Here is an 18,370-nt window from a genome sequence, read left to right on the forward strand (position 1 = left end):
AGCAGGACGCGGAGACATCCGGCTGGGCATCCCCCCTGCGTCCACGGCGGGCAGCGTGCACCCTCACGGAGAGCAGCGCGCGCGCCCACGGAAATCAGTGTGCCCCCGACGAAGCCACCACCTGGAAGCCCCTCAACCGGGAGAAGAGCCAAACGAAAACGACCGGGCCAGGCCCGGTCGCTTCGATGCGGCATGCGGGACGGGTCCCGCATCGATGTCAGCCCAGCAGGTGGGCGACGCCCGCGCGCTCTTCCTCGAGCTCGGCCAAGGTCCTGTCCATCGCCGCGCGGCTGAATTCGTCGACTTCCAGCCCCTCGACGCGGGTGTACTCGCCGTTCTCCGTGGTCACCGCCACGCCGTAAATCACGCCTTCGGGGATGCCATAGCTGCCGTCCGACGGCACGCCCATGGTCACCCACTTGCCGTTCGAACCCAGCACCCAGTCGCGGATGTGGTCGATGGCGGCGTTGGCGGCGGAGGCGGCCGAGGACAGACCGCGGGCCTCGATGATCGCCGCACCGCGCTTGCCGACCTGCGGGATGAACGCATTCGCGTTCCAGTCGGCATCATTGATGCGGTCCTTCAGCGACTCGCCCTTGACGGTGGCGAAGCGGTAGTCGGGATACATGGTCGGGCTGTGGTTGCCCCAGACCACCAGCTTCTCGATGTCGCCCACGGCCACGCCGGCCTTGTTGGCGAGCTGGCTCAGCGCGCGGTTGTGGTCCAGGCGCAGCATGGCGGTGAAGTTCGCAGCCTTCAGGTCCGGCGCCGACTTCATCGCGATCCAGGCATTGGTGTTGGCCGGGTTTCCGACCACCAGCACCTTGACGTCGCGGCTGGCGACCTTGTTCAGGGCCGCGCCCTGGGCGGTGAAGATCTTCGCGTTCTCCAGCAGCAGATCCTTGCGCTCCATGCCCGGGCCGCGCGGACGCGCGCCGACCAGCAGGGCGATGTCGGCGTCCTTGAACGCCACGTCCGGATCATCGGTGCCGACCATGCCGGCCAGCAGCGGGAACGCGCAGTCCTCGAGCTCCATCATCACGCCCTTGAGCGCGGCCTGGGCCTTTTCCATCGGCAGCTCGAGCATCTGCAGGATGACGGGCTGGTCACGGCCCAGCATGTCGCCGGAGGCGATGCGGAACAGGAGGGCATAGCCGATCTGGCCGGCGGCGCCGGTGACGGCAACTCGGACGGGGGTCTTCATGTGGGTGGCTCCGGATGCGTGGGACTGGAGGAAAACGGGATGCGCAATGGCGCTGTCGGCTGGCGGCCGGGACCGTGATCGGGACCCGGCCGCCGTGGGCGGACTCAGGACAGTTCGGCGAAGAATTCCTGGATGCGCGCCAGGCCCGGCGCCAGCTGCGGCGTCGGGCAGGTGTAGCTGATGCGCAGGCCGCGCGGCTCGCCGAAGGCCGAACCCGGCACGCAGGCCACGCCCTTGGCTTCGAGCAGCGCGTTGCACAGGTCGACGTCGTTGGCGATGAGCTTGCCGTCGTGCGACTTGCCGAAGGCGCAGCTGATGTCGGGGAAGGCGTAGAACGCGCCCTGCGGCACCGGGCAGACCACGCCGGGGATGGCGTTGAGCGCGGCCACGACCTGGTCGCGCTTGGCCTGGAACTCGGCGCAGCGCTCGGCCGGCACGTCCTGCGGGCCGGACAGCGCAGCCGTGGCGGCGGCGGCCACGACTTCGGGCAGGCTGGTGATGTGGTTCGAGTTCATGACCGTCACCGCCTGGGCCACGACCTCGGGACCGGCCATCAGGCCGACGCGCCAGCCCGGCATGCCATAGGTCTTGGACAGCGAATCGACGAAGATCACGCGGTCGCGCAGCTCGGGGCGCGCCTGCACGAAGTTGTGGTAGCCGAGATCGTCGAACACCATCTTGTTGTAGATGTCGTCGGTGATGATCCAGGTGTCGGGATGGCGCGCGATGACGTCCGCCAGGGCGGCGATCTCGTCCTTCGTGTAGACCATGCCCGTCGGGTTGGACGGGTTGTTGAACAGGAACACCCTGGGCTTCTTCGCCAGCGCGGCGTCGAGCTGGGCCGGGGTGAGCTTGTAATCCTGCTCGGGCGGGCACGGCAGCAGCTGGATGTCGGCGCCGACGATCTCGGCGATGTCCATGTAGCTGGTCCAGTACGGCGTGGCGAAGGCGAAGCCGTCGCCCTCGTCCAGCAGCGCCTCGGCCAGGTTGTACAGGATGTGCTTGGCGCCGACGCCGGTCGCGCAGTTGGCGCGCGTGTAGCCGGTGAGTCCAAGGCCGTCCATGTGCGCGATGAACGCGTCAAGCAGCGCGTTGGCGCCGCGGTTGTTGCCGTACTGGCCGGAGTCGGACTCCAGCGACTTGCGCGCGGCGGCGTAGACATGCTCGCCGGGCAGGAAGTTGGGGACGCCGATCGAGAAGCTGATGATGTCGCGGCCTTCGGCCTTCAGGCGCTGGGCCGTCTCGGCCACGACCATGATCGCGCTGGGCTTGGCGCGACCCATGCGCTTGGCAAGCTTGGGCATTGCGGGAACCTCGGGATTCTGGGAGGGATTCTTGGGAGTCCGGGACGCGACGCGCGGCTGTCCGCTGCACGCGCGGCAGCCGCCTATTCTAGCATCGCGCCCCCGCCCGGCCCGGCTCTCGGGCCGGCATGGGTCAGGCCGACATCACCTTGTTCCACTCGGCCACGCGGTCGGCCTTCGCGGCCAGCACCGCGTCGACATCGCCCTCGATCTTCACCGACTTGATGGCGTCGCCCTGCTTGACGGCGTCGACCACGTCCAGGCCCTCGGTGACCTTGCCGAACACCGTGTGCTTGCCGTCCAGCCAGTCGGTCTTGATGTGGGTAATGAAGAACTGGCTGCCGTTGGTGCCCGGGCCGGCATTGGCCATCGACAGCACGCCGCGATCATGCTTCACGCCGTTGTCGGTCTCGTCCTCGAACTTGTAGCCGGGACCACCGGTACCGGTGCCCTTGGGGCAACCGCCCTGGATCATGAAATCCGGGATCACCCGGTGGAAGCCCAGGCCGTCGTAGAAGCCCCGCTTGGCGAGATTGACGAAGCTGGCAACGGTCAGAGGGGCCTTGTCGGCGTAAAGCTCGACCTTGATCTGGCCACGGTCGGTGTCGAAAACGGCGTTCAGGGACATCTGGAACTCCTGCAATGGGGGTCGAAAAGGTGACCGGCGGGACATCCCCGCCGGCCTCGGGGCTGAGATGGAGCCGCTCTGGCTATTTGCAATACTTTTGCGCGGGCCTTGAACGCAGTATAATGATCGGCTCACCCGAACCAGGTCCCGCGCGCCCTGCCCCAAGAAGGCACGAGGTGCGGTTTTCCCGATGTCCATCGAACGCCTCCGCAACATCGCCATCGTCGCCCACGTCGACCACGGCAAGACCACCCTCGTAGATTGCCTGCTCAAGCAGTCGGGCACGTTCAATGAACGCACGGTCATGACCGAGCGCGTGATGGACAGCAACGACCAGGAAAAGGAACGTGGCATCACGATCCTCTCCAAGAACACCGCCATCAACTGGAATGGCAACCGGATCAACATCGTCGACACCCCCGGGCACGCCGACTTCGGCGGCGAGGTCGAGCGCGTGCTGTCGATGGTCGACTCGGTGCTGATCCTGGTCGATGCCATGGACGGACCGATGCCGCAGACGCGCTTCGTGACCCAGAAGGCGTTCGCGATGGGCTTCAACCCGATCGTGGTGGTCAACAAGATCGACCGCCCCGGCGCGCGCCCGGACTGGGTGATCGACCAGGTGTTCGACCTGTTCGACAAGCTCGGCGCCACCAACGAGCAGCTCGACTTCCCGATCGTCTACGCCTCGGCCCTGCATGGCTACGCCAGCCTGGATGACAGCGTCCGCGACGGCGACATGACCCCGCTGTACGAAGCGATCATGAAGCACGTACCGGCGCCGACGGTGGACCCGGACGGCCCGTTCCAGATGCGCATCAGCCAGCTGGACTACAACAACTTCGTCGGCCTGATCGGCATCGGCCGCATCCAGCGCGGCACGGTGCGGACCAACATGGCGGTGAGCGTGGTCGACCGCCACGGCAAGAAGCGCCAGGCCAAGGTGCTGCAGGTGCTGGGCTTCCTGGGCCTGGAGCGCGTCGAGGTCGAGAGCGGCAACGCCGGCGACATCCTTGCCCTCTCCGGCATCGCGGACCTGTCGATCTCCGACACCATCTGCGCGCTCGACACGCCCGAGGCGCTGCCCGCGCTGACCGTCGACGAGCCCACCATCAGCATGACCTTCCAGGTCAACAACTCGCCGTTCGCCGGCAACAAGGACCGCAGCGGCGGCAAGTTCATCACCAGCCGCCAGATCCGCGAGCGCCTTGAGCGCGAGACGCTGCACAACGTCGCGCTGAAGGTCGAGGAAGGTTCGGATCCGGACAAGTTCCTGGTCTCCGGCCGCGGCGAGCTGCATCTGTCGGTGCTGATCGAGACCATGCGCCGCGAGGGCTTCGAACTCGCCGTGTCGCGCCCGGAAGTCATCATCAAGGAGATCGACGGCCAGCAGATGGAGCCCGTCGAGCAGCTGGTGATCGACATCGAGGAAGTGCACCAGGGCGGCGTGATGGAGAAGCTCGGCATCCGCAAGGGCCAGCTGAAGAACATGGAGTCCGACGGCAAGGGGCGCGTGCGGCTGGACTACATGATCCCGGCGCGCGGCCTGATCGGCTTCCAGAACGAGTTCAAGACCCTGACCCAGGGCACCGGCCTGCTGTTCCACGTGTTCGACCATTACGGCCCGAAGGAACAGGGTGCGATCGCCAAGCGCAGCAACGGCGTGATGATCGCCAACGCGCCGGGTGCGACTCCCGCGTACTCGCTCGGGCCGCTCGAAGAGCGCGGCAAGCTGTTCGCGGCAGAGGGCGACAACGTCTACGAGGGACAGCTGATCGGCATCCACTCGAAGGACAACGACCTCACCGTCAATGCCATCAAGACCAAGCCGCTGACCAACATGCGCGCCTCCGGCAAGGACGACGCCATCAAGCTGACGCCGGCGATCAAGTACACGCTGGAGCAGGCCCTGGACTTCATCGAGGACGACGAGCTGGTCGAGGTCACCCCGAAGGAAATCCGCCTGCGCAAGAAGCACCTCAGCGAAACCGACCGCAAGCGGGCCAGCCGCTCGGCGTGAGCGGGGCGCTGTTCCCGGGGTGGAGGCCTGGCGCCGACGCCCGTGGGCAGCTGGCCACGCTCGTGGCCGGGATCGAGGCGGCGCGGCCTGCGGACGGACCGCGCCTGCAGCTCCGCCGCCCCGACCAGTGGCACGCCACCCTGTGCTTCATCGGCTACGACGCGATGGACATGTTCACGCCATCGCTGCGCGAGGGCCTGGCCGACGCCGCGCGGCGCATTCCGGCGCACGTGTTCCAGGTCGCGCGCGTCGCGTATTGGGCAGGCTCCGGCGCCGTGGTCGCGCTTCCACGTGATTGTCCCGAACTCCAGGCGCTGTGCGACGCCACGCGCGACGCCATTCGCCGCTGCGGCATCAAGCCGCTGCAGGCAACCACCCAGCCCCATGTGACCCTGGCCTACCTGGAACGCCAGCTGCCCGCGCAACCCTGGCTGGACGCCGTCCGTTGCCCGGACGAGGCATTGCGCGTCGACGGCTTCGAACTGCTGTTCAACCCGGGAGGGCGATACGAGGCGCTGGGCGAATGGCCGCTGACCGGCGCCGCGCTCCCCCAGGTGCCGCTGCAGGCGGGACTTTTCTAGCGCCCTTCCACCGCCGGTGGCGACCGCCGACCCGGCGGCCGCCCAGGCCGCTCAGGCCCTGGCCGGAACGTTCAACTGCTCGTGCTTGCGCACGATCAGCATCGCGATCTCGAGCGACTGCTCGTAGTTGAGGCGCGGATCCACCATCGTGCGGTATGCACGCTCGAGGTCGCACTCGGCAAGGTCGCGCGCGCCGCCGGTGCATTCGGTCACGTCCTCGCCGGTGAGCTCCAGGTGCACGCCGCCCAGCCTGGTCCCCGCGGCCGCGTGGAGGTCGAAGCTCTGCTCGATCTCGCTGCGGATGTTGTCGAAGCGCCGCGTCTTGTAGCCGTTGCTGGTCGACTCGGTGTTGCCGTGCATCGGGTCGCAGATCCACAGCACGCGACGCCCCTCCCGCTTGACGGCCTCCAGCAGCGGCGGAAGCCGCTCGGCGACCTTGCCGGCGCCCATGCGGCAAATCAGGCCAAGCCGCCCCGGCTCGTCCGCCGGGTTGAGCAGGTCGACCAGGCGAAGCAGTTCGTCGGGCGCCGTCGACGGGCCGATCTTCACCGCCACGGGATTGCGGATGCCGCGGAAATACTCGGCGTGGGCACCGCCGGCGGCCGCGGTGCGCATGCCAATCCACGGAAAATGGGTGCTGAGGTTGAACCAGCCCCACTGCCGCGGCACCTCGCGCGTCAGCGCCTCCTCGTAGGGCAGCAGCAGCGCTTCGTGCGACGTGAAGAAGTCGACGCGGTTGAGGTTGTGCACCTCGGTACCGGACAGCGTTTCCATGAAGCGCACGGCTTCGCCGATGTTGCCCACCATGCGTTGGTAATCCTCGGCCAGGGGCGAATGCGTCACCCAGCCAAGGTCCCAGTATTCGGGGTGGTGAAGGTCGGCAAAGCCGCCATCGATCAGCGAGCGCACGAAGTTCATGGTCATCGCCGAGCGCGCATGCGCCTTGACCATGCGCCGGGGATCGGGAATCCGGGAGGCGGGGCTGAACTCGGGGCCATTGACCATGTCGCCGCGATAGCTCGGCAAGGTGACGTCGCCGCGGGTTTCGGTATCAGCCGAGCGTGGCTTGGCGTACTGGCCGGCGAAGCGCCCCACCCGCACCACGGGCAGGCGCAGGCCGTGCACGAGCACCAGGCTCATCTGCAACAGCACCTTCAACCGGTTAGAGATCACTTCGGCACTGCAATCGCTGAAATTCTCGGCGCAGTCCCCGCCCTGCAGCAGGAACCGCCGACCCTCCTGGGCCTCCGCCAGCTGCTGCTTGAGCGCCATGATCTCCCATGACGTTACCAGCGGCGGAAGCGCCCGGACCTCGTCCTGGACGCGCGCAAGCTCGCCGGCGTCCGGGTAGGTGGGCAGCTGCAACGCGGCGCGGCCGCGCCAGGTTCCTGGCGCCCAGGCTTCGGGGATGTTCACGGCTTGGAGGTTTCGTTCTTTTACGGGCATTGGAGTTCGCGGTTGTTGCACTGCAGCGACAGCCATCATCCGCCGCCGCGCCGCGTATCGCAATGGTCGTCAGCGATGGCGTCGTGGACGGAAGGCCGCGACCACGAACAGGATCGCCAGCAGCACGAACCACACCAGGCTCCACGCCGGCATCGACAGGCCGAGGAAGGTCCAGTCGACGTTGCCGCAGTCACCGCTTCCCGTCAGCACCTTGCGGATCACGTTGCCGGTCGACATGGTTTCGCGCATGAACGACAGCGGCGGGCCGCAGCCGGGGATCTCCGGCGGGTTGTACTGCATCCAGACGTGACGCCCGGCGATCGCCATGCCGACGGCGGCGGCAAGGAAGCCGAGGCCCCCGTAGAACGCCCTGCCCCCTGCCCCGCGCGGCGAGTGCAGGGCGGCAACCAGAAAGACCAGGCCCAGCGCGGCGAAGGCGATGCGCTGGAAAATGCACAACGGGCACGGCTCAAGGCCCCAGGCGAACTGGGAGTAGATCGCAAAGCCGATCAGCGCTGCGCAGATCGCAAAGCCGGCGAAGCATTGCTGGCGGAACGACCAGCGGAACGGATTCAGGTTCATCGTTGGGCTCGCGCGAAACGGACGCCAAGATAGCAAAAACCCCGGCGCAGGGCCGGGGCTTTTGCATAGCGGACGACGGCGGTGATTACTCCGCCGCGGCCTCGGGCCGGTCGACGAGCTCGACGTAGGCCATCGGCGCGTTGTCGCCGTCGCGGAAACCGCACTTGATGATGCGGAGGTAGCCGCCCGGACGCTCGCGGTAACGCGGGCCCAGGTCGACGAACAGCTTGCCCACGGCTTCCTTGTCGCGCAGGCGCGAGAAGGCCAGGCGGCGGTTCGCGACGCCGTCGGTCTTGCCCATGGTGATCAGCGGCTCGGCGACGCGGCGGAGCTCCTTGGCCTTCGGGAGCGTGGTCTTGATCAGCTCGTGCTTGAGCAGCGACGCCGCCATGTTGGTGAACATGGCATCGCGGTGTGCGCTGGTGCGGCTGAACTTGCGGCCGGATTTCTGGTGGCGCATGGTCTTGGTTCCTGTCTGTCTGGTCTTAGCCGAGCATGCCGTGCGCCGAGACGCCGGCCGGCGGCCAGTTCTCGAGCTTCATGCCGAGCGAGAGGCCACGCTGGGCCAGCACTTCCTTGATCTCGGTGAGCGACTTCTTGCCGAGGTTGGGGGTCTTGAGCAGCTCGACTTCCGTCTTCTGGATCAGGTCGCCGATGTAATAGATGCTCTCGGCCTTGAGGCAGTTGGCCGAACGCACCGTCAGCTCCAGGTCGTCGATCGGGCGCAGCAGCACCGGATCAACACCCGGGGTCTGGACCTTCTGGTCGTTGCCCTCGCGGCGGGTGAAATCGCCGAAGACGCTGAGCTGGTCGGTGAGGATGTCGGCGGCGGTGCGCACGGCTTCCTCGGCGTCGATCGTGCCGTTGGTCTCGATGTCGAGCACCAGCTTGTCGAGGTCGGTGCGCTGTTCGACGCGGGCCGCTTCGACCTCATAGGCGACGCGACGGACCGGCGAGAACGACGCGTCCAGCATCAGGCGACCGATGGAGCGGGTCTCTTCGTCCGGGCGGCGGCGAGCGGCAGCCGGCTGATAGCCGAAGCCGCGCTCGATCTTCAGGCGCATGTTGATCGACGCATCCTTGGTGAGATGGCAGATCACGTGCTCGCCGTTGAGGACTTCGACGTTGTGGTCGGTCTTGATGTCGGCGGCGGTCACGACGCCCGGGCCGGACTTGGCCAGGGTGAGCGTGGAGCTGTCGCCGGTGCCCATGCGGATGGCGACGTCCTTGAGGTTCAACAGCACCTCGAGCACGTCTTCCTGCAGGCCTTCGATGGTGCTGTACTCGTGCAGCACGCCGTCGATCTCGACCTCGGTAATGGCGAAACCGGGGATCGACGACAACAGCACGCGGCGCAGGGCGTTGCCGAGCGTATGGCCATAGCCGCGCTCGAGCGGCTCGATCACGACCTTCGCGCGGTTTCCGGCGAGTCGTTCGATCTGGGGGCCACGCGGGCGCAGGACCTGGTTGGCGGTAACCGTCATGTTTGGTGTCTCCTGTGGCCTGCCGGGATGAACCGGCGGGCCGGGTGAATTACTTCGAGTACAGCTCGACGATCAGCGCTTCGTTGATGTCCGCGGGCAGGTCGCCGCGGTCCGGGACCGCCTTGAACACGCCGCTGAACTTCTTCGAGTCGACCTCGACCCAGGACGGCGAAAGGTCCATGGTCGCAAACACCGTCAATGCTTCCTGGACGCGCATCTGCTTCTGGGCCTTCTCGGACAGCGCGATCGCGTCGCCTGCCTTGACCTGGTAGGACGGCAGGTTCACGGACTTGCCGTTGACCGTGACGCCACGATGCGAAACCAGCTGGCGCGCGGCCGGGCGGGTGATCGCGAAGCCCATGCGGTAGACGACGTTGTCCAGGCGGGTTTCCAGCAGCTGCAGGAGGTTCTCGCCGGTGTTGCCCTTCGTGGTCGAAGCCTTCTTGTAGTAGTTGCGGAACTGGCGCTCCAGCAGGCCGTAGATGCGCTTGACCTTCTGCTTCTCGCGAAGCTGCAGGGCATAGTCGGAAAGCTTGCTGCGACGTGCACCGGTACCGGCGCCGTGCTGGCCGGGCTTCTGCTCCAGCTTGCACTTGGAATCCAGCGCGCGGGCGGGCGACTTCAGCGAGAGGTCGGCGCCTTCGCGGCGGGCGAGCTTACAGGTGGGTCCGATATAACGAGCCATTTCTTATCGCCCCCTTAGACGCGACGCTTCTTCGGCGGACGGCACCCGTTATGCGGGATTGGCGTCACGTCGATGATGTTGGTGATCTTGTAGCCCACGTTGTTCAGCGAGCGGACGGCGGACTCACGGCCCGGGCCCGGTCCCTTGATGCGGACTTCAAGCGACTTCACGCCGTAGTCGAGCGCAACCTTGCCGGCCTTTTCGGCGGCGACCTGGGCTGCGAACGGGGTGGACTTGCGCGAGCCGCGGAAACCCGCGCCGCCCGAAGTCGCCCACGACAGGGCGTTGCCCTGCCGGTCGGTGATCGTGATGATGGTGTTGTTGAACGAAGCGTGGACGTGGGCGATGCCGTCGGTGACGACGCGCTTGATCTTCTTCTTCGGTTTGGCTGCCGGCTTGGCCATGGTGGTGGTTCCTTATTTCCTGATGGCCCTGCGCGGACCCTTGCGGGTACGGGCATTGGTCCGGGTGCGCTGGCCGCGAAGCGGAAGGCCGCGACGGTGACGAAGGCCGCGGTAGCAGGCCAGGTCCATCAGACGCTTGATGGCCATGCCGATTTCGCGGCGGAGGTCGCCCTCGACCGCGAACTTGCCGATTTCGGCGCGCAAGCGCTCGACGTCCGGCTCCGAAAGGTCGCGGATCTTCGTGGACGAATCCACGCCTGCGGCATCGCAGACCTGCTTCGAACGGGTACGGCCAATGCCGTAGATGCTTTGCAGCCCAACCCAGACGTGTTTCTGGGCAGGCAGGTTGACACCTGCAATACGCGCCATGCGCGGATCTCCAACTGTTTGGGGCAGCCGAATGGGTATCCGGCGCAGTGAACAAGAAATTGTATCAGAATCCCGGCAGTCAATAAAGCCCGCGGCCGCTAAAAAAGCGTCCGACCGGCCCGGCATGGGGAGTGTGCCCATGCTCCGGCGACGGCTCCCTGGCTGGGCCGGCCCTTTGGGGGACCTGCCCGCCCGGCGCTACTCTGGCGCCGGGACGGCCCTGGAACCACCTGCGCGCGGGATCGCCGCGCAGGTCGCCCATCAAGGCCCAGCCGTGAAACGGCCGGGCCTGGATCCTTCGGCGCTGCCGGCAATGCCGGCGGCCCTCGGGATCCGTTCGAATCTTCAGCCGCGCGGCAAGCTGCGCGCGCCACCCTTGAGGTTGGACTTCTTCAGCAGGCTCTCGTACTGGTGCGACATCAGGTGCGCCTGGATCTGGGAGATGAAATCCATCACCACCACCACCACGATCAGCAGCGACGTACCGCCGAAATAGAACGACGCGTTGAGCTCGGTACGCATGAACTCCGGGAGCAGGCAGACCAGCACCAGGTAGGTGGCGCCGGCAGCCGTCAAACGGGTCAGCACACCGTCGATGTAGTCGGCCGTGGCCTTGCCCGGCCGGATGCCCGGGATCAGCGCGCCCGACTTCTTCAGGTTGTCCGCGGTTTCCTGGGAATTGAAGACAAGCGCGGTGTAGAAGAACGTGAAGCCCGCGATCAGACCCGCATACAGCAGGATGTACAGCGGCTCCCCGGGCGACAGCGCCTGGCTGACGCGCTGCAGCCAGGTGGCGGAGCCGGCCTGGCTGAACCAGGTCGAGGCCGTGGCCGGGAACATGATGATCGACGAGGCGAAGATCGCGGGGATCACGCCAGCCATGTTCAGCTTGAGCGGCAGGAACGAACTCTGGTTCATGTACGCGTTGCGACCACCCTGGCGGCGCGCGTAGTTGACCGTGATCCGGCGCTGGCCGCGCTCGACGAACACCACGAAGTAGGTGAACGCGACCACGATCAGCGCGATCATGATCACCGCGATCGGGCTCATGTCCCCGTTGCGGGCGGCCTCGAACGTAGTGATGACCGCGCTCGGAAGCCCGGCCACGATGCCGGCGAAGATGATCAGCGACACGCCGTTGCCAATGCCGCGTTCGGTCACCTGCTCACCCAGCCACACCAGGAACATGGTGCCCGCCGTGAGCGCGATGATTGCGGTCAGAACGAAGCCGATGCCCGGCGCGTAGACCACGGGGATGCCATTGCTGGCGCCCGAGCTCTGCAGGGCCACGGCGATGCCGGCCGACTGGAACACCGCCAGCGGGATCGAGCCGATGCGCGACCACTGGGTGATCCGGCGACGACCCGACTCGCCTTCCTTCTGGATCGCCTTCAGGCTCGGCACGATCTGCACCAGCATCTGGATGATGATCGATGCCGAGATGTAGGGGATCACGTTGAGCGCGAACAGGCTGAAGCGCGAAAGCGCACCACCGGAGAACATGTTGAACATGTCCACGATGGTGCCTTCCTGCTGCTCCATCAGGCGCAGCATGGCGTCGGGGTTCACGCCGGGCACCGGGATGTAGCAGCCGATGCGATAGACGATCAGCGCCCCGACGACGAACAGCAGGCGCTGGCGCAGCTCGGTGAATTTTCCGAGCCCGCCCATGCCACCCATTGCGCTGCCGCTGCGTGCCATGCGTCGCTTACTCCTCGACCTTGCCGCCGACGGCTTCGATCGCCGCACGGGCACCGGCCGTCGCAAGAATGCCCTTCAGCACCAGCGCCCGGGTCACGTCACCCTTGAGGACGATCTTCGCGCGCTTGGCCGTGGCCGGCACCAGCTTCGCGGCGCGCAGCGCCTTGAAGTCGATGTCGCCCTCGAGGCGGTCGAGGTGGTAAAGCATGACTTCGGCGGTGTCGCCGGCGATGCGCGAGCGGAAACCGACCTTCGGCAGGCGCTTGCGAAGCGGCATCTGGCCGCCTTCGAAGCCGGCCTTGATCTTGCCCTTGCCCGAGCGGGCGAAGGAACCCTTGTGGCCACGGCCGGCGGTCTTGCCGAGGCCGGAGCCGATGCCGCGGCCGACGCGCTTGCGATCGGTGCGGGCGCCCTCTGCGGGCTGCATGGTGTTGAGCTTCATGTGCTTATTCCTCGACCCGGACCAGATAGTGGACCTTGTTGATCAGGCCACGGACCTGCGGGCTGTCCTTCAGTTCGCGGACGGAGTTGAGCTTGCCCAGGCCCAGGGCCTTGACGGACAGGCGGTGCTTGGCCTGCGAGCCGCGCAGGCCCTTGACCAGGCGCACCTTGACGGTGCCGGTGCCGGCTTCGTTCTTAGCCATTGAGGATGTCCTCCACCTTCTTGCCGCGCTTGGCCGCGATGGCGCCAGGCGAATGCATGCCGGCCAGGCCCTTGACCGTGGCGCGGACGAGGTTGATCGGGTTGCGCGAGCCGACGGCCTTGGCCAGCACGTCCTTCACGCCCACCGCCTCGAGCACGGCGCGCATGGCGCCACCGGCGATCACGCCGGTACCTTCGGACGCGGGCATCATGAACACGCGGGCGGCGCCATGGCCGGCCTTGACCGTGTGGTACAGCGTGCCGCCGTTGAGCTCGACGTTGGCCATGTTGCGGCGCGCCTGCTCCATCGACTTCTGGATGGCCATCGGGACCTCGCGGGCCTTGCCGTAGCCGAAGCCGACCTTGCCGGCGCCGTCACCGACCACGGTCAGCGCGGTGAAGGTGAACTGGCGACCACCCTTGACGGTCTTGCTGACGCGGTTGACCGTGATCAGCTTCTCGATCATCCCGTCGTCGATTTCCTCGCGGTTGCGGTCGCGACCGCGCGGGGAGCGTTCTTCTGCCATTTTGATGCTGCCTGTGTTGTTGAAGGATGTACGGCTTTCAGCCGCTTATGGTTGTGATATGGATCGGTGGACCGCGTTCCCGGGCAGAAGCCGGGAGGCGTCCGATGCAGCCCGCATCGGCAGATAGGCTTGGGTGGGGACGGTGCCCCACCCTTTCAACACGTCGTGACGCTTAGAACTGCAGGCCACCTTCGCGCGCGGCGTCGGCCAGGGCCTTGATCCGCCCATGATACCTGTAACCGGACCGGTCGAAGGCAACCGAATCGATCCCGGCGGCCTTGGCCTTCTCGGCGATTGCGCGGCCGACCTTGGCGGCGGCCTCGGTATTGCGACCGTTCTTCAGGCCGTCGCGGACGTCGGCCTGGGTGGTGCTGGCCGCAGCCAGGACCTTGGAGCCGTCGGCGGTGAACAGCTGGGCGTAGAGGTGCTGGCCGGTGCGCAGCACCGACAGGCGCGGCACGCCGAGGTTGCGGATATGCGCGCGCGTGGATTTGGCGCGGCGCAGGCGGGCAATTTTCTTCTGCATGGTCTCGTTCTCCGAAAGCTGAAGGCCGGCTTAGGCCTTCTTGGCTTCCTTGCGGATGATGTTCTCGCCGGCGTACTTGACGCCCTTGCCCTTGTACGGCTCCGGCGGGCGGTAGCCGCGGATCTTCGCTGCGACCTCACCAACCTGCTGCTTGTCGGCGCCGTTGACCACGATCTCGGTCTGCGTCGGGGTGCTGATGGTGATCCCCGCCGGCGGCTTGAACAGCACCGGATGGGAAAAGCCCAGCGACAGGTTCAGGTCCTGGCCCTGCATCGCGGCACGGTAGCCGACGCCGACCAGCTCGAGCTTGCGCTCGAAGCCCTCGGACACGCCCCGCACCATGTTGGCGATGACCGAACGCATGGTGCCGGTGATGGCCATCTGCTCCGGGGTTTCCGGCGAAAGCACGGCCTGGCCGTCTTCCATCCTGAGTTCGACGCCGAGCGGCATCGCCATCGACAGGGCACCCTTGGGGCCCTTCGCGGCAACGGTGCCGTCCTGGATCTTCAGCTCGACGCCCTTCGGAAGGGCAATCGGCTTCTTGGCAATTCGGGACATTGCGGTTACTCCCTTAGGCCACGAAGCACAGAACCTCACCGCCGACGCCCTGTTGGCGCGCCTGCGCATCGGTCATGATGCCCTTCGAGGTGGAGATGATTGCGATGCCGAGGCCGTTGAGGACCTTCGGCAGATCGGCCTTGCCACGATACTGGCGCAGGCCGGAGCGGGAAAAGCGCTGCATGCGCTCGATGACCGGACGGCCTTCGTAATACTTGAGCTCGATCTCGAGTTCGGCCTTGGCGCCATTCTCGATCACGCGCGCCTCGGCGATGTAGCCCTCGTCCTGCAGCACCTTGGCGATGGCCACCTTGGTCTTGGAGGACGGCATCTTCACCGTCGGCTTGCCGACAGCCGCCGCATTGCGCATGCGGGTCAGCATATCGGCGATGGGATCAGTCATGCTCATTTGAAATCACCTTATGAGTGCACCGATATCCGCAGGATTGCGAATTCGTTGTAACCGGCCTTGCGGCCGGCCTGGAACCTGTTACCAGCTGGCCTTGCGCAGGCCGGGGACGTCGCCGTTCATCGTCGCCTTGCGCAGCATGTTGCGGCCGAGGCCGAACTTCTTGTACACGGCGCGCGGACGGCCGGTCAGGGCGCAGCGCGTGGTCTGGCGCGAAGGCGAGGAGTCACGGGGCAGCTTCTGCAGCTTGACCGCGGCATCCATCTTCTCTTCGTAGCTCGCGGACTCGCTGCTGACGACTTTCTTCAGTTCGTCGCGCTTGGCGGCGAACTTCTTCGCCAGCTTCGCGCGCTTCACTTCGCGGTTGATCATTGAAGTCTTGGCCATTGTCTCTCTGTCCGGTCAGTTGCGGAACGGGAAGCGGAACGCCTCCAGCAGGGCGCGGGCTTCCTCGTTGGTCTTGGCGGTCGTGGTGATGGCGATATCCATTCCACGCAGCGCGTCAACCTGGTCGAAGTCGACCTCCGGGAAGATGATCTGCTCTTTCACGCCCATGTTGTAGTTGCCACGGCCGTCGAACGAACGGCCCGACACGCCGCGGAAGTCGCGGACGCGCGGCAGGGCAACGTTCACCAGGCGATCGAAGAACTCGTACATCTTCGCGCGGCGCAGCGTGACCTTGCAGCCGATCGGCCAGCCGTCGCGGATCTTGAACGAAGCCACCGAAACGCGCGACTTGGTGACAAGCGCCTTCTGGCCGGTGATCTTGGCCATGTCGGCGGTTGCGTGCTCGAGCACCTTCTTGTTGGCCGCGGCCTCGCCCACGCCCATGTTGAGCGTGATCTTCGACAGGCGCGGGACCTGCATCGGATTGGTGTAGCCGAACTGCTCGGTGAGCTTCGGCACCACTTCTTCCTTGTAGAACTTTTCCAGACGGGTGGTCATTTCAGCATTCCTCAGGCGTCAATCGCCTCACCACTCGAGCGGAACACGCGTACGCGGCGTCCATCCTCGAGGACCTTGGTTCCGATGCGCTCGCCCTTGCCGGAGGCAGGGTTGAAGTGCATCACGTTCGAAGCGTCGATCGGAGCTTCACGCTCGATCACGCCGCCCGGCTGGTTGGCCTGGGGATTCGGCTTGGTGTGGCGTTTGATCATGTTGACGTTGGAGACAACGACCTTCTCGCCGAGCACGCGGACGACTTCGCCCTGCTTGCCCTTGTCCTTGCCGGCGGTGACGACGACGCGGTCACCCTTCTTGATGCGGTTCATGTCGGTTTCCTCTTCGTCCGGCTCAGAGCACTTCGGGTGCGAGCGAGACGATCTTCATGAACTTCTCGGAGCGCAGCTCGCGGGTAACGGGCCCGAAGATGCGGGTGCCGATCGGCTCCTGCTTGTTGTTGAGCAGCACGGCGGCGTTGCCGTCGAAGCGGATCAGCGAACCGTCGGGGCGACGAACGCCCTTGCGGGTGCGCACCACGACCGCGTCGTAGACCTCGCCCTTCTTGACCTTGCCGCGGGGGATGGCGGTCTTGACCGACACCTTGATGATGTCGCCAATGCCTGCGTAGCGGCGCTTCGAGCCGCCCAGCACCTTGATGCACATCACTTCCTTGGCACCGGAGTTGTCGGCCACGGCCAGGTGGCTCTGCATCTGGATCATTTCGGAGCCTCCTTATTCAGCCGAGCGCGCGACGATCTCGACGACGCGCCAGTTCTTGGTCTTGGACATCGGCGCAATTTCCACCACGCGGACGGTATCGCCCTCGTTGCAGGAATTCTCAGCGTCGTGGGCGTGCAGTTTGGTCGAGCGACGGATGTACTTGCCGTACAGCTCGTGCTTGACCTGGCGCTCGATGAGCACCGTCACGGTCTTGTCCATCTTGTTGCTGACAACGCGGCCTTCGACCGTGCGCAGCTTCTTTTCGGTATTTTCGGTCATGTCTGCCCGGTCCTTACTGCTTGGCGCCAAGGAGGGTGTTGACGCGAGCAATCTCGCGGCGCACCCGACGGGCGTCGTGGGTCTTGGAAAGCTGGCCGGTTGCCTTCTGCATGCGGAGCGAGAACGACTCCTTCTGCAGCTCGAGCAGATGGGCCTTCAGCTCGTCCGTCGACTTTTGGCGGAGTTCCTTGATTTCCATCAGCGCACCGTCCGGGTCACGAAAGTGGTGGTGACCGAGAGCTTGGCGGCCGCCAGGCGGAATGCCTCGCGTGCGGTCGCCTCGTCAACGCCCTCGATCTCGTAGATCATGCGGCCGGGCTGGATCTGGGCAACCCAGAACTCCACGCTGCCCTTGCCCGAGCCCATGCGCACTTCGATCGGCTTCTTGGAGATCGGCTTGTCCGGGAACACCCGGATCCACATCTTGCCGCCGCGCTTCACGTGGCGGCTGATGGCGCGACGCGCCGACTCGATCTGGCGTGCGGTCAACTGGCCGGTCTGAGTAGCCTTGAGGCCGAACTCGCCGAAGCTGACGGCATTGCCGCTCCAGGCAAGGCCGTCGTTGCGGCCCTTGTGCATCTTGCGGTATTTGGTTCGCTTGGGTTGCAGCATGACTTAGTCCCTCGCCTCGCGATCACGGCGCGGGCCACGCGGACGATCGCGGTCACCGCGGTCGCCACGCTCGCCACGCGGCGAATCGTCCTGCTTTTCCTGGCCGACCTGGGCGAAGTCGAAGATCTCGCCCTTGTAGATCCAGGTCTTGATTCCAATGATGCCGTAGGTGGTCTTCGCCTCGGCAAAGCCGTAGTCGATGTCGGCACGCAGCGTATGCAGCGGCACGCGACCCTCGCGGTACCACTCCGAACGCGCGATCTCGGCGCCGTTCAGGCGACCACCGACGTTGACCTTGATGCCCAGCGCGCCCAGGCGCATCGCGTTGCCGACGGCACGCTTCATCGCGCGGCGGAACATGATGCGGCGCTCGAGCTGCTGCGCGATCGATTCGGCGACCAGCTGCGCGTCGAGCTCCGGCTTGCGGACCTCGGTGACGTTGATGTGCGCCGGGACGCCCATCATCGCGCTGACTTCCTTGCGCAGCTTCTCGATGTCTTCGCCGCGCTTGCCGATCACCACGCCCGGACGGGCGGTGTGGATCGTCACGCGGGCCGACTTCGACGGCCGTTCGATCAGGATGCGGCTGATACCGGCGGCCGCCAACTTCTTGCGAAGCATCTCACGGACCTTCAGGTCCGAGATCAGGTACTCGGCGTAATCCTTCTTGCCGGCATACCACTTGGAGTTCCAGTCCTTGGCGATGCCAAGGCGGAAGCCGGTCGGATGAACTTTGTGACCCATAT

The 18,370-nt window shown here is 66.0% G+C and carries 27 protein-coding genes; 2 read left to right on the forward strand and 25 right to left on the reverse strand.

Annotated features, from left to right (window positions below):
- Positions 1-217: 217 nt before the first annotated feature.
- The 3 genes from ACW7GZ_RS06925 to ACW7GZ_RS06935 form a co-directional block, all read right to left on the reverse strand.
- Complete coding sequence (locus tag ACW7GZ_RS06925) at positions 218-1,204, reverse strand: malate dehydrogenase (protein ID WP_457002957.1); 987 nt, start codon at positions 1,202-1,204, stop codon at positions 218-220.
- Between the two features lie 104 nt (positions 1,205-1,308).
- Positions 1,309-2,508: an aminotransferase class I/II-fold pyridoxal phosphate-dependent enzyme gene (locus tag ACW7GZ_RS06930; RefSeq protein ID WP_457002955.1), complete on the reverse strand. Its 1,200-nt coding sequence runs from the start codon at positions 2,506-2,508 to the stop codon at positions 1,309-1,311.
- 133 nt (positions 2,509-2,641) lie between these two features.
- Entirely contained in the window at positions 2,642-3,136 is a 495-nt protein-coding gene (locus ACW7GZ_RS06935; RefSeq protein WP_457008525.1) for a peptidylprolyl isomerase, read from the reverse strand.
- A gap of 190 nt (positions 3,137-3,326) precedes the next feature.
- Here ACW7GZ_RS06935 and typA point away from each other — a divergent pair, with 190 nt between their 5' ends.
- Together typA and ACW7GZ_RS06945 are read left to right on the forward strand one after the other, a co-directional pair.
- Positions 3,327-5,156 carry a translational GTPase TypA gene (gene typA, locus ACW7GZ_RS06940; protein ID WP_457002952.1) on the forward strand — a complete coding sequence of 610 codons (1,830 nt, stop codon included), beginning with the start codon at positions 3,327-3,329 and terminating at the stop codon, positions 5,154-5,156.
- Positions 5,153-5,737, forward strand: coding sequence for a 2'-5' RNA ligase family protein (locus ACW7GZ_RS06945; protein WP_457008527.1), 585 nt, complete (start codon positions 5,153-5,155; stop codon positions 5,735-5,737). The genes typA and ACW7GZ_RS06945 overlap by 4 nt, the downstream gene beginning before the upstream one ends.
- Before the next feature lie 51 nt (positions 5,738-5,788).
- Here the strand turns inward: ACW7GZ_RS06945 and ACW7GZ_RS06950 are convergent, their stop codons facing one another.
- The 22 genes from ACW7GZ_RS06950 to rpsC all read right to left on the reverse strand — a co-directional run bounded on the left by ACW7GZ_RS06950 (position 5,789) and on the right by rpsC (position 18,368).
- The gene (locus ACW7GZ_RS06950) at positions 5,789-7,183 is read right to left on the reverse strand and encodes a class II 3-deoxy-7-phosphoheptulonate synthase (RefSeq protein ID WP_457002949.1); all 1,395 of its coding nucleotides are present in this window, start codon (positions 7,181-7,183) and stop codon (positions 5,789-5,791) included.
- A 69-nt stretch (positions 7,184-7,252) separates the two neighbouring features.
- Complete coding sequence (locus ACW7GZ_RS06955) at positions 7,253-7,759, reverse strand: disulfide bond formation protein B (RefSeq protein ID WP_457008629.1); 507 nt, start codon at positions 7,757-7,759, stop codon at positions 7,253-7,255.
- Positions 7,760-7,850: 91 nt separating this feature from the next.
- Positions 7,851-8,225, reverse strand: a complete 375-nt coding sequence (rplQ, locus tag ACW7GZ_RS06960) for a 50S ribosomal protein L17 (RefSeq protein ID WP_343277310.1) — start codon at positions 8,223-8,225, stop codon at positions 7,851-7,853.
- A gap of 25 nt (positions 8,226-8,250) precedes the next feature.
- Positions 8,251-9,249 carry a DNA-directed RNA polymerase subunit alpha gene (locus ACW7GZ_RS06965; RefSeq protein WP_457002947.1) on the reverse strand — a complete coding sequence of 333 codons (999 nt, stop codon included), beginning with the start codon at positions 9,247-9,249 and terminating at the stop codon, positions 8,251-8,253.
- 49 nt (positions 9,250-9,298) lie between these two features.
- Positions 9,299-9,934, reverse strand: a complete 636-nt coding sequence (gene rpsD, locus ACW7GZ_RS06970; protein WP_457002945.1) for a 30S ribosomal protein S4 — start codon at positions 9,932-9,934, stop codon at positions 9,299-9,301.
- 14 nt (positions 9,935-9,948) lie between these two features.
- The gene (gene rpsK, locus ACW7GZ_RS06975; protein ID WP_343255862.1) at positions 9,949-10,338 is read right to left on the reverse strand and encodes a 30S ribosomal protein S11; all 390 of its coding nucleotides are present in this window, start codon (positions 10,336-10,338) and stop codon (positions 9,949-9,951) included.
- A gap of 12 nt (positions 10,339-10,350) precedes the next feature.
- Positions 10,351-10,707, reverse strand: coding sequence for a 30S ribosomal protein S13 (gene rpsM, locus ACW7GZ_RS06980; RefSeq protein ID WP_343255863.1), 357 nt, complete (start codon positions 10,705-10,707; stop codon positions 10,351-10,353).
- Between the two features lie 345 nt (positions 10,708-11,052).
- Positions 11,053-12,408: a preprotein translocase subunit SecY gene (secY, locus tag ACW7GZ_RS06985; protein WP_343255864.1), complete on the reverse strand. Its 1,356-nt coding sequence runs from the start codon at positions 12,406-12,408 to the stop codon at positions 11,053-11,055.
- Between the two features lie 7 nt (positions 12,409-12,415).
- Positions 12,416-12,850, reverse strand: coding sequence for a 50S ribosomal protein L15 (rplO, locus tag ACW7GZ_RS06990; RefSeq protein ID WP_457002942.1), 435 nt, complete (start codon positions 12,848-12,850; stop codon positions 12,416-12,418).
- 4 nt (positions 12,851-12,854) lie between these two features.
- Complete coding sequence (gene rpmD, locus ACW7GZ_RS06995; RefSeq protein WP_144892887.1) at positions 12,855-13,052, reverse strand: 50S ribosomal protein L30; 198 nt, start codon at positions 13,050-13,052, stop codon at positions 12,855-12,857.
- Positions 13,045-13,578: a 30S ribosomal protein S5 gene (gene rpsE / locus ACW7GZ_RS07000; RefSeq protein WP_457002940.1), complete on the reverse strand. Its 534-nt coding sequence runs from the start codon at positions 13,576-13,578 to the stop codon at positions 13,045-13,047. Before rpsE ends, rpmD begins: the two co-directional genes overlap by 8 nt.
- A gap of 172 nt (positions 13,579-13,750) precedes the next feature.
- Entirely contained in the window at positions 13,751-14,104 is a 354-nt protein-coding gene (gene rplR / locus ACW7GZ_RS07005) for a 50S ribosomal protein L18 (protein WP_343255867.1), read from the reverse strand.
- Positions 14,105-14,134: 30 nt separating this feature from the next.
- Positions 14,135-14,662 carry a 50S ribosomal protein L6 gene (rplF, locus tag ACW7GZ_RS07010; protein ID WP_457008529.1) on the reverse strand — a complete coding sequence of 176 codons (528 nt, stop codon included), beginning with the start codon at positions 14,660-14,662 and terminating at the stop codon, positions 14,135-14,137.
- A gap of 13 nt (positions 14,663-14,675) precedes the next feature.
- Positions 14,676-15,071: a 30S ribosomal protein S8 gene (gene rpsH / locus ACW7GZ_RS07015; RefSeq protein WP_343255869.1), complete on the reverse strand. Its 396-nt coding sequence runs from the start codon at positions 15,069-15,071 to the stop codon at positions 14,676-14,678.
- A gap of 81 nt (positions 15,072-15,152) precedes the next feature.
- The gene (rpsN, locus tag ACW7GZ_RS07020; RefSeq protein WP_457002936.1) at positions 15,153-15,458 is read right to left on the reverse strand and encodes a 30S ribosomal protein S14; all 306 of its coding nucleotides are present in this window, start codon (positions 15,456-15,458) and stop codon (positions 15,153-15,155) included.
- A gap of 15 nt (positions 15,459-15,473) precedes the next feature.
- On the reverse strand, positions 15,474-16,016 hold the full coding sequence (gene rplE / locus ACW7GZ_RS07025) for a 50S ribosomal protein L5 (RefSeq protein WP_343255871.1): 543 nt from the start codon (positions 16,014-16,016) through the stop codon (positions 15,474-15,476).
- An 11-nt stretch (positions 16,017-16,027) separates the two neighbouring features.
- On the reverse strand, positions 16,028-16,342 hold the full coding sequence (gene rplX, locus ACW7GZ_RS07030; RefSeq protein ID WP_457002934.1) for a 50S ribosomal protein L24: 315 nt from the start codon (positions 16,340-16,342) through the stop codon (positions 16,028-16,030).
- A 22-nt stretch (positions 16,343-16,364) separates the two neighbouring features.
- Positions 16,365-16,733 (reverse strand): 50S ribosomal protein L14, encoded by a 369-nt coding sequence (gene rplN / locus ACW7GZ_RS07035; protein WP_343255873.1) that lies wholly within the window; start codon positions 16,731-16,733, stop codon positions 16,365-16,367.
- A 12-nt stretch (positions 16,734-16,745) separates the two neighbouring features.
- Positions 16,746-17,012: a 30S ribosomal protein S17 gene (rpsQ, locus tag ACW7GZ_RS07040; RefSeq protein ID WP_457002932.1), complete on the reverse strand. Its 267-nt coding sequence runs from the start codon at positions 17,010-17,012 to the stop codon at positions 16,746-16,748.
- A gap of 13 nt (positions 17,013-17,025) precedes the next feature.
- Positions 17,026-17,211 (reverse strand): 50S ribosomal protein L29, encoded by a 186-nt coding sequence (rpmC, locus tag ACW7GZ_RS07045; protein WP_343255875.1) that lies wholly within the window; start codon positions 17,209-17,211, stop codon positions 17,026-17,028.
- Positions 17,211-17,624, reverse strand: coding sequence for a 50S ribosomal protein L16 (gene rplP / locus ACW7GZ_RS07050; RefSeq protein ID WP_343255876.1), 414 nt, complete (start codon positions 17,622-17,624; stop codon positions 17,211-17,213). The genes rpmC and rplP overlap by 1 nt, the downstream gene beginning before the upstream one ends.
- A 3-nt stretch (positions 17,625-17,627) precedes the next feature.
- On the reverse strand, positions 17,628-18,368 hold the full coding sequence (rpsC, locus tag ACW7GZ_RS07055; RefSeq protein WP_457002929.1) for a 30S ribosomal protein S3: 741 nt from the start codon (positions 18,366-18,368) through the stop codon (positions 17,628-17,630).
- Positions 18,369-18,370: the final 2 nt, after the last annotated feature.

The organism is Luteimonas sp. A537 (assembly GCF_054052065.1).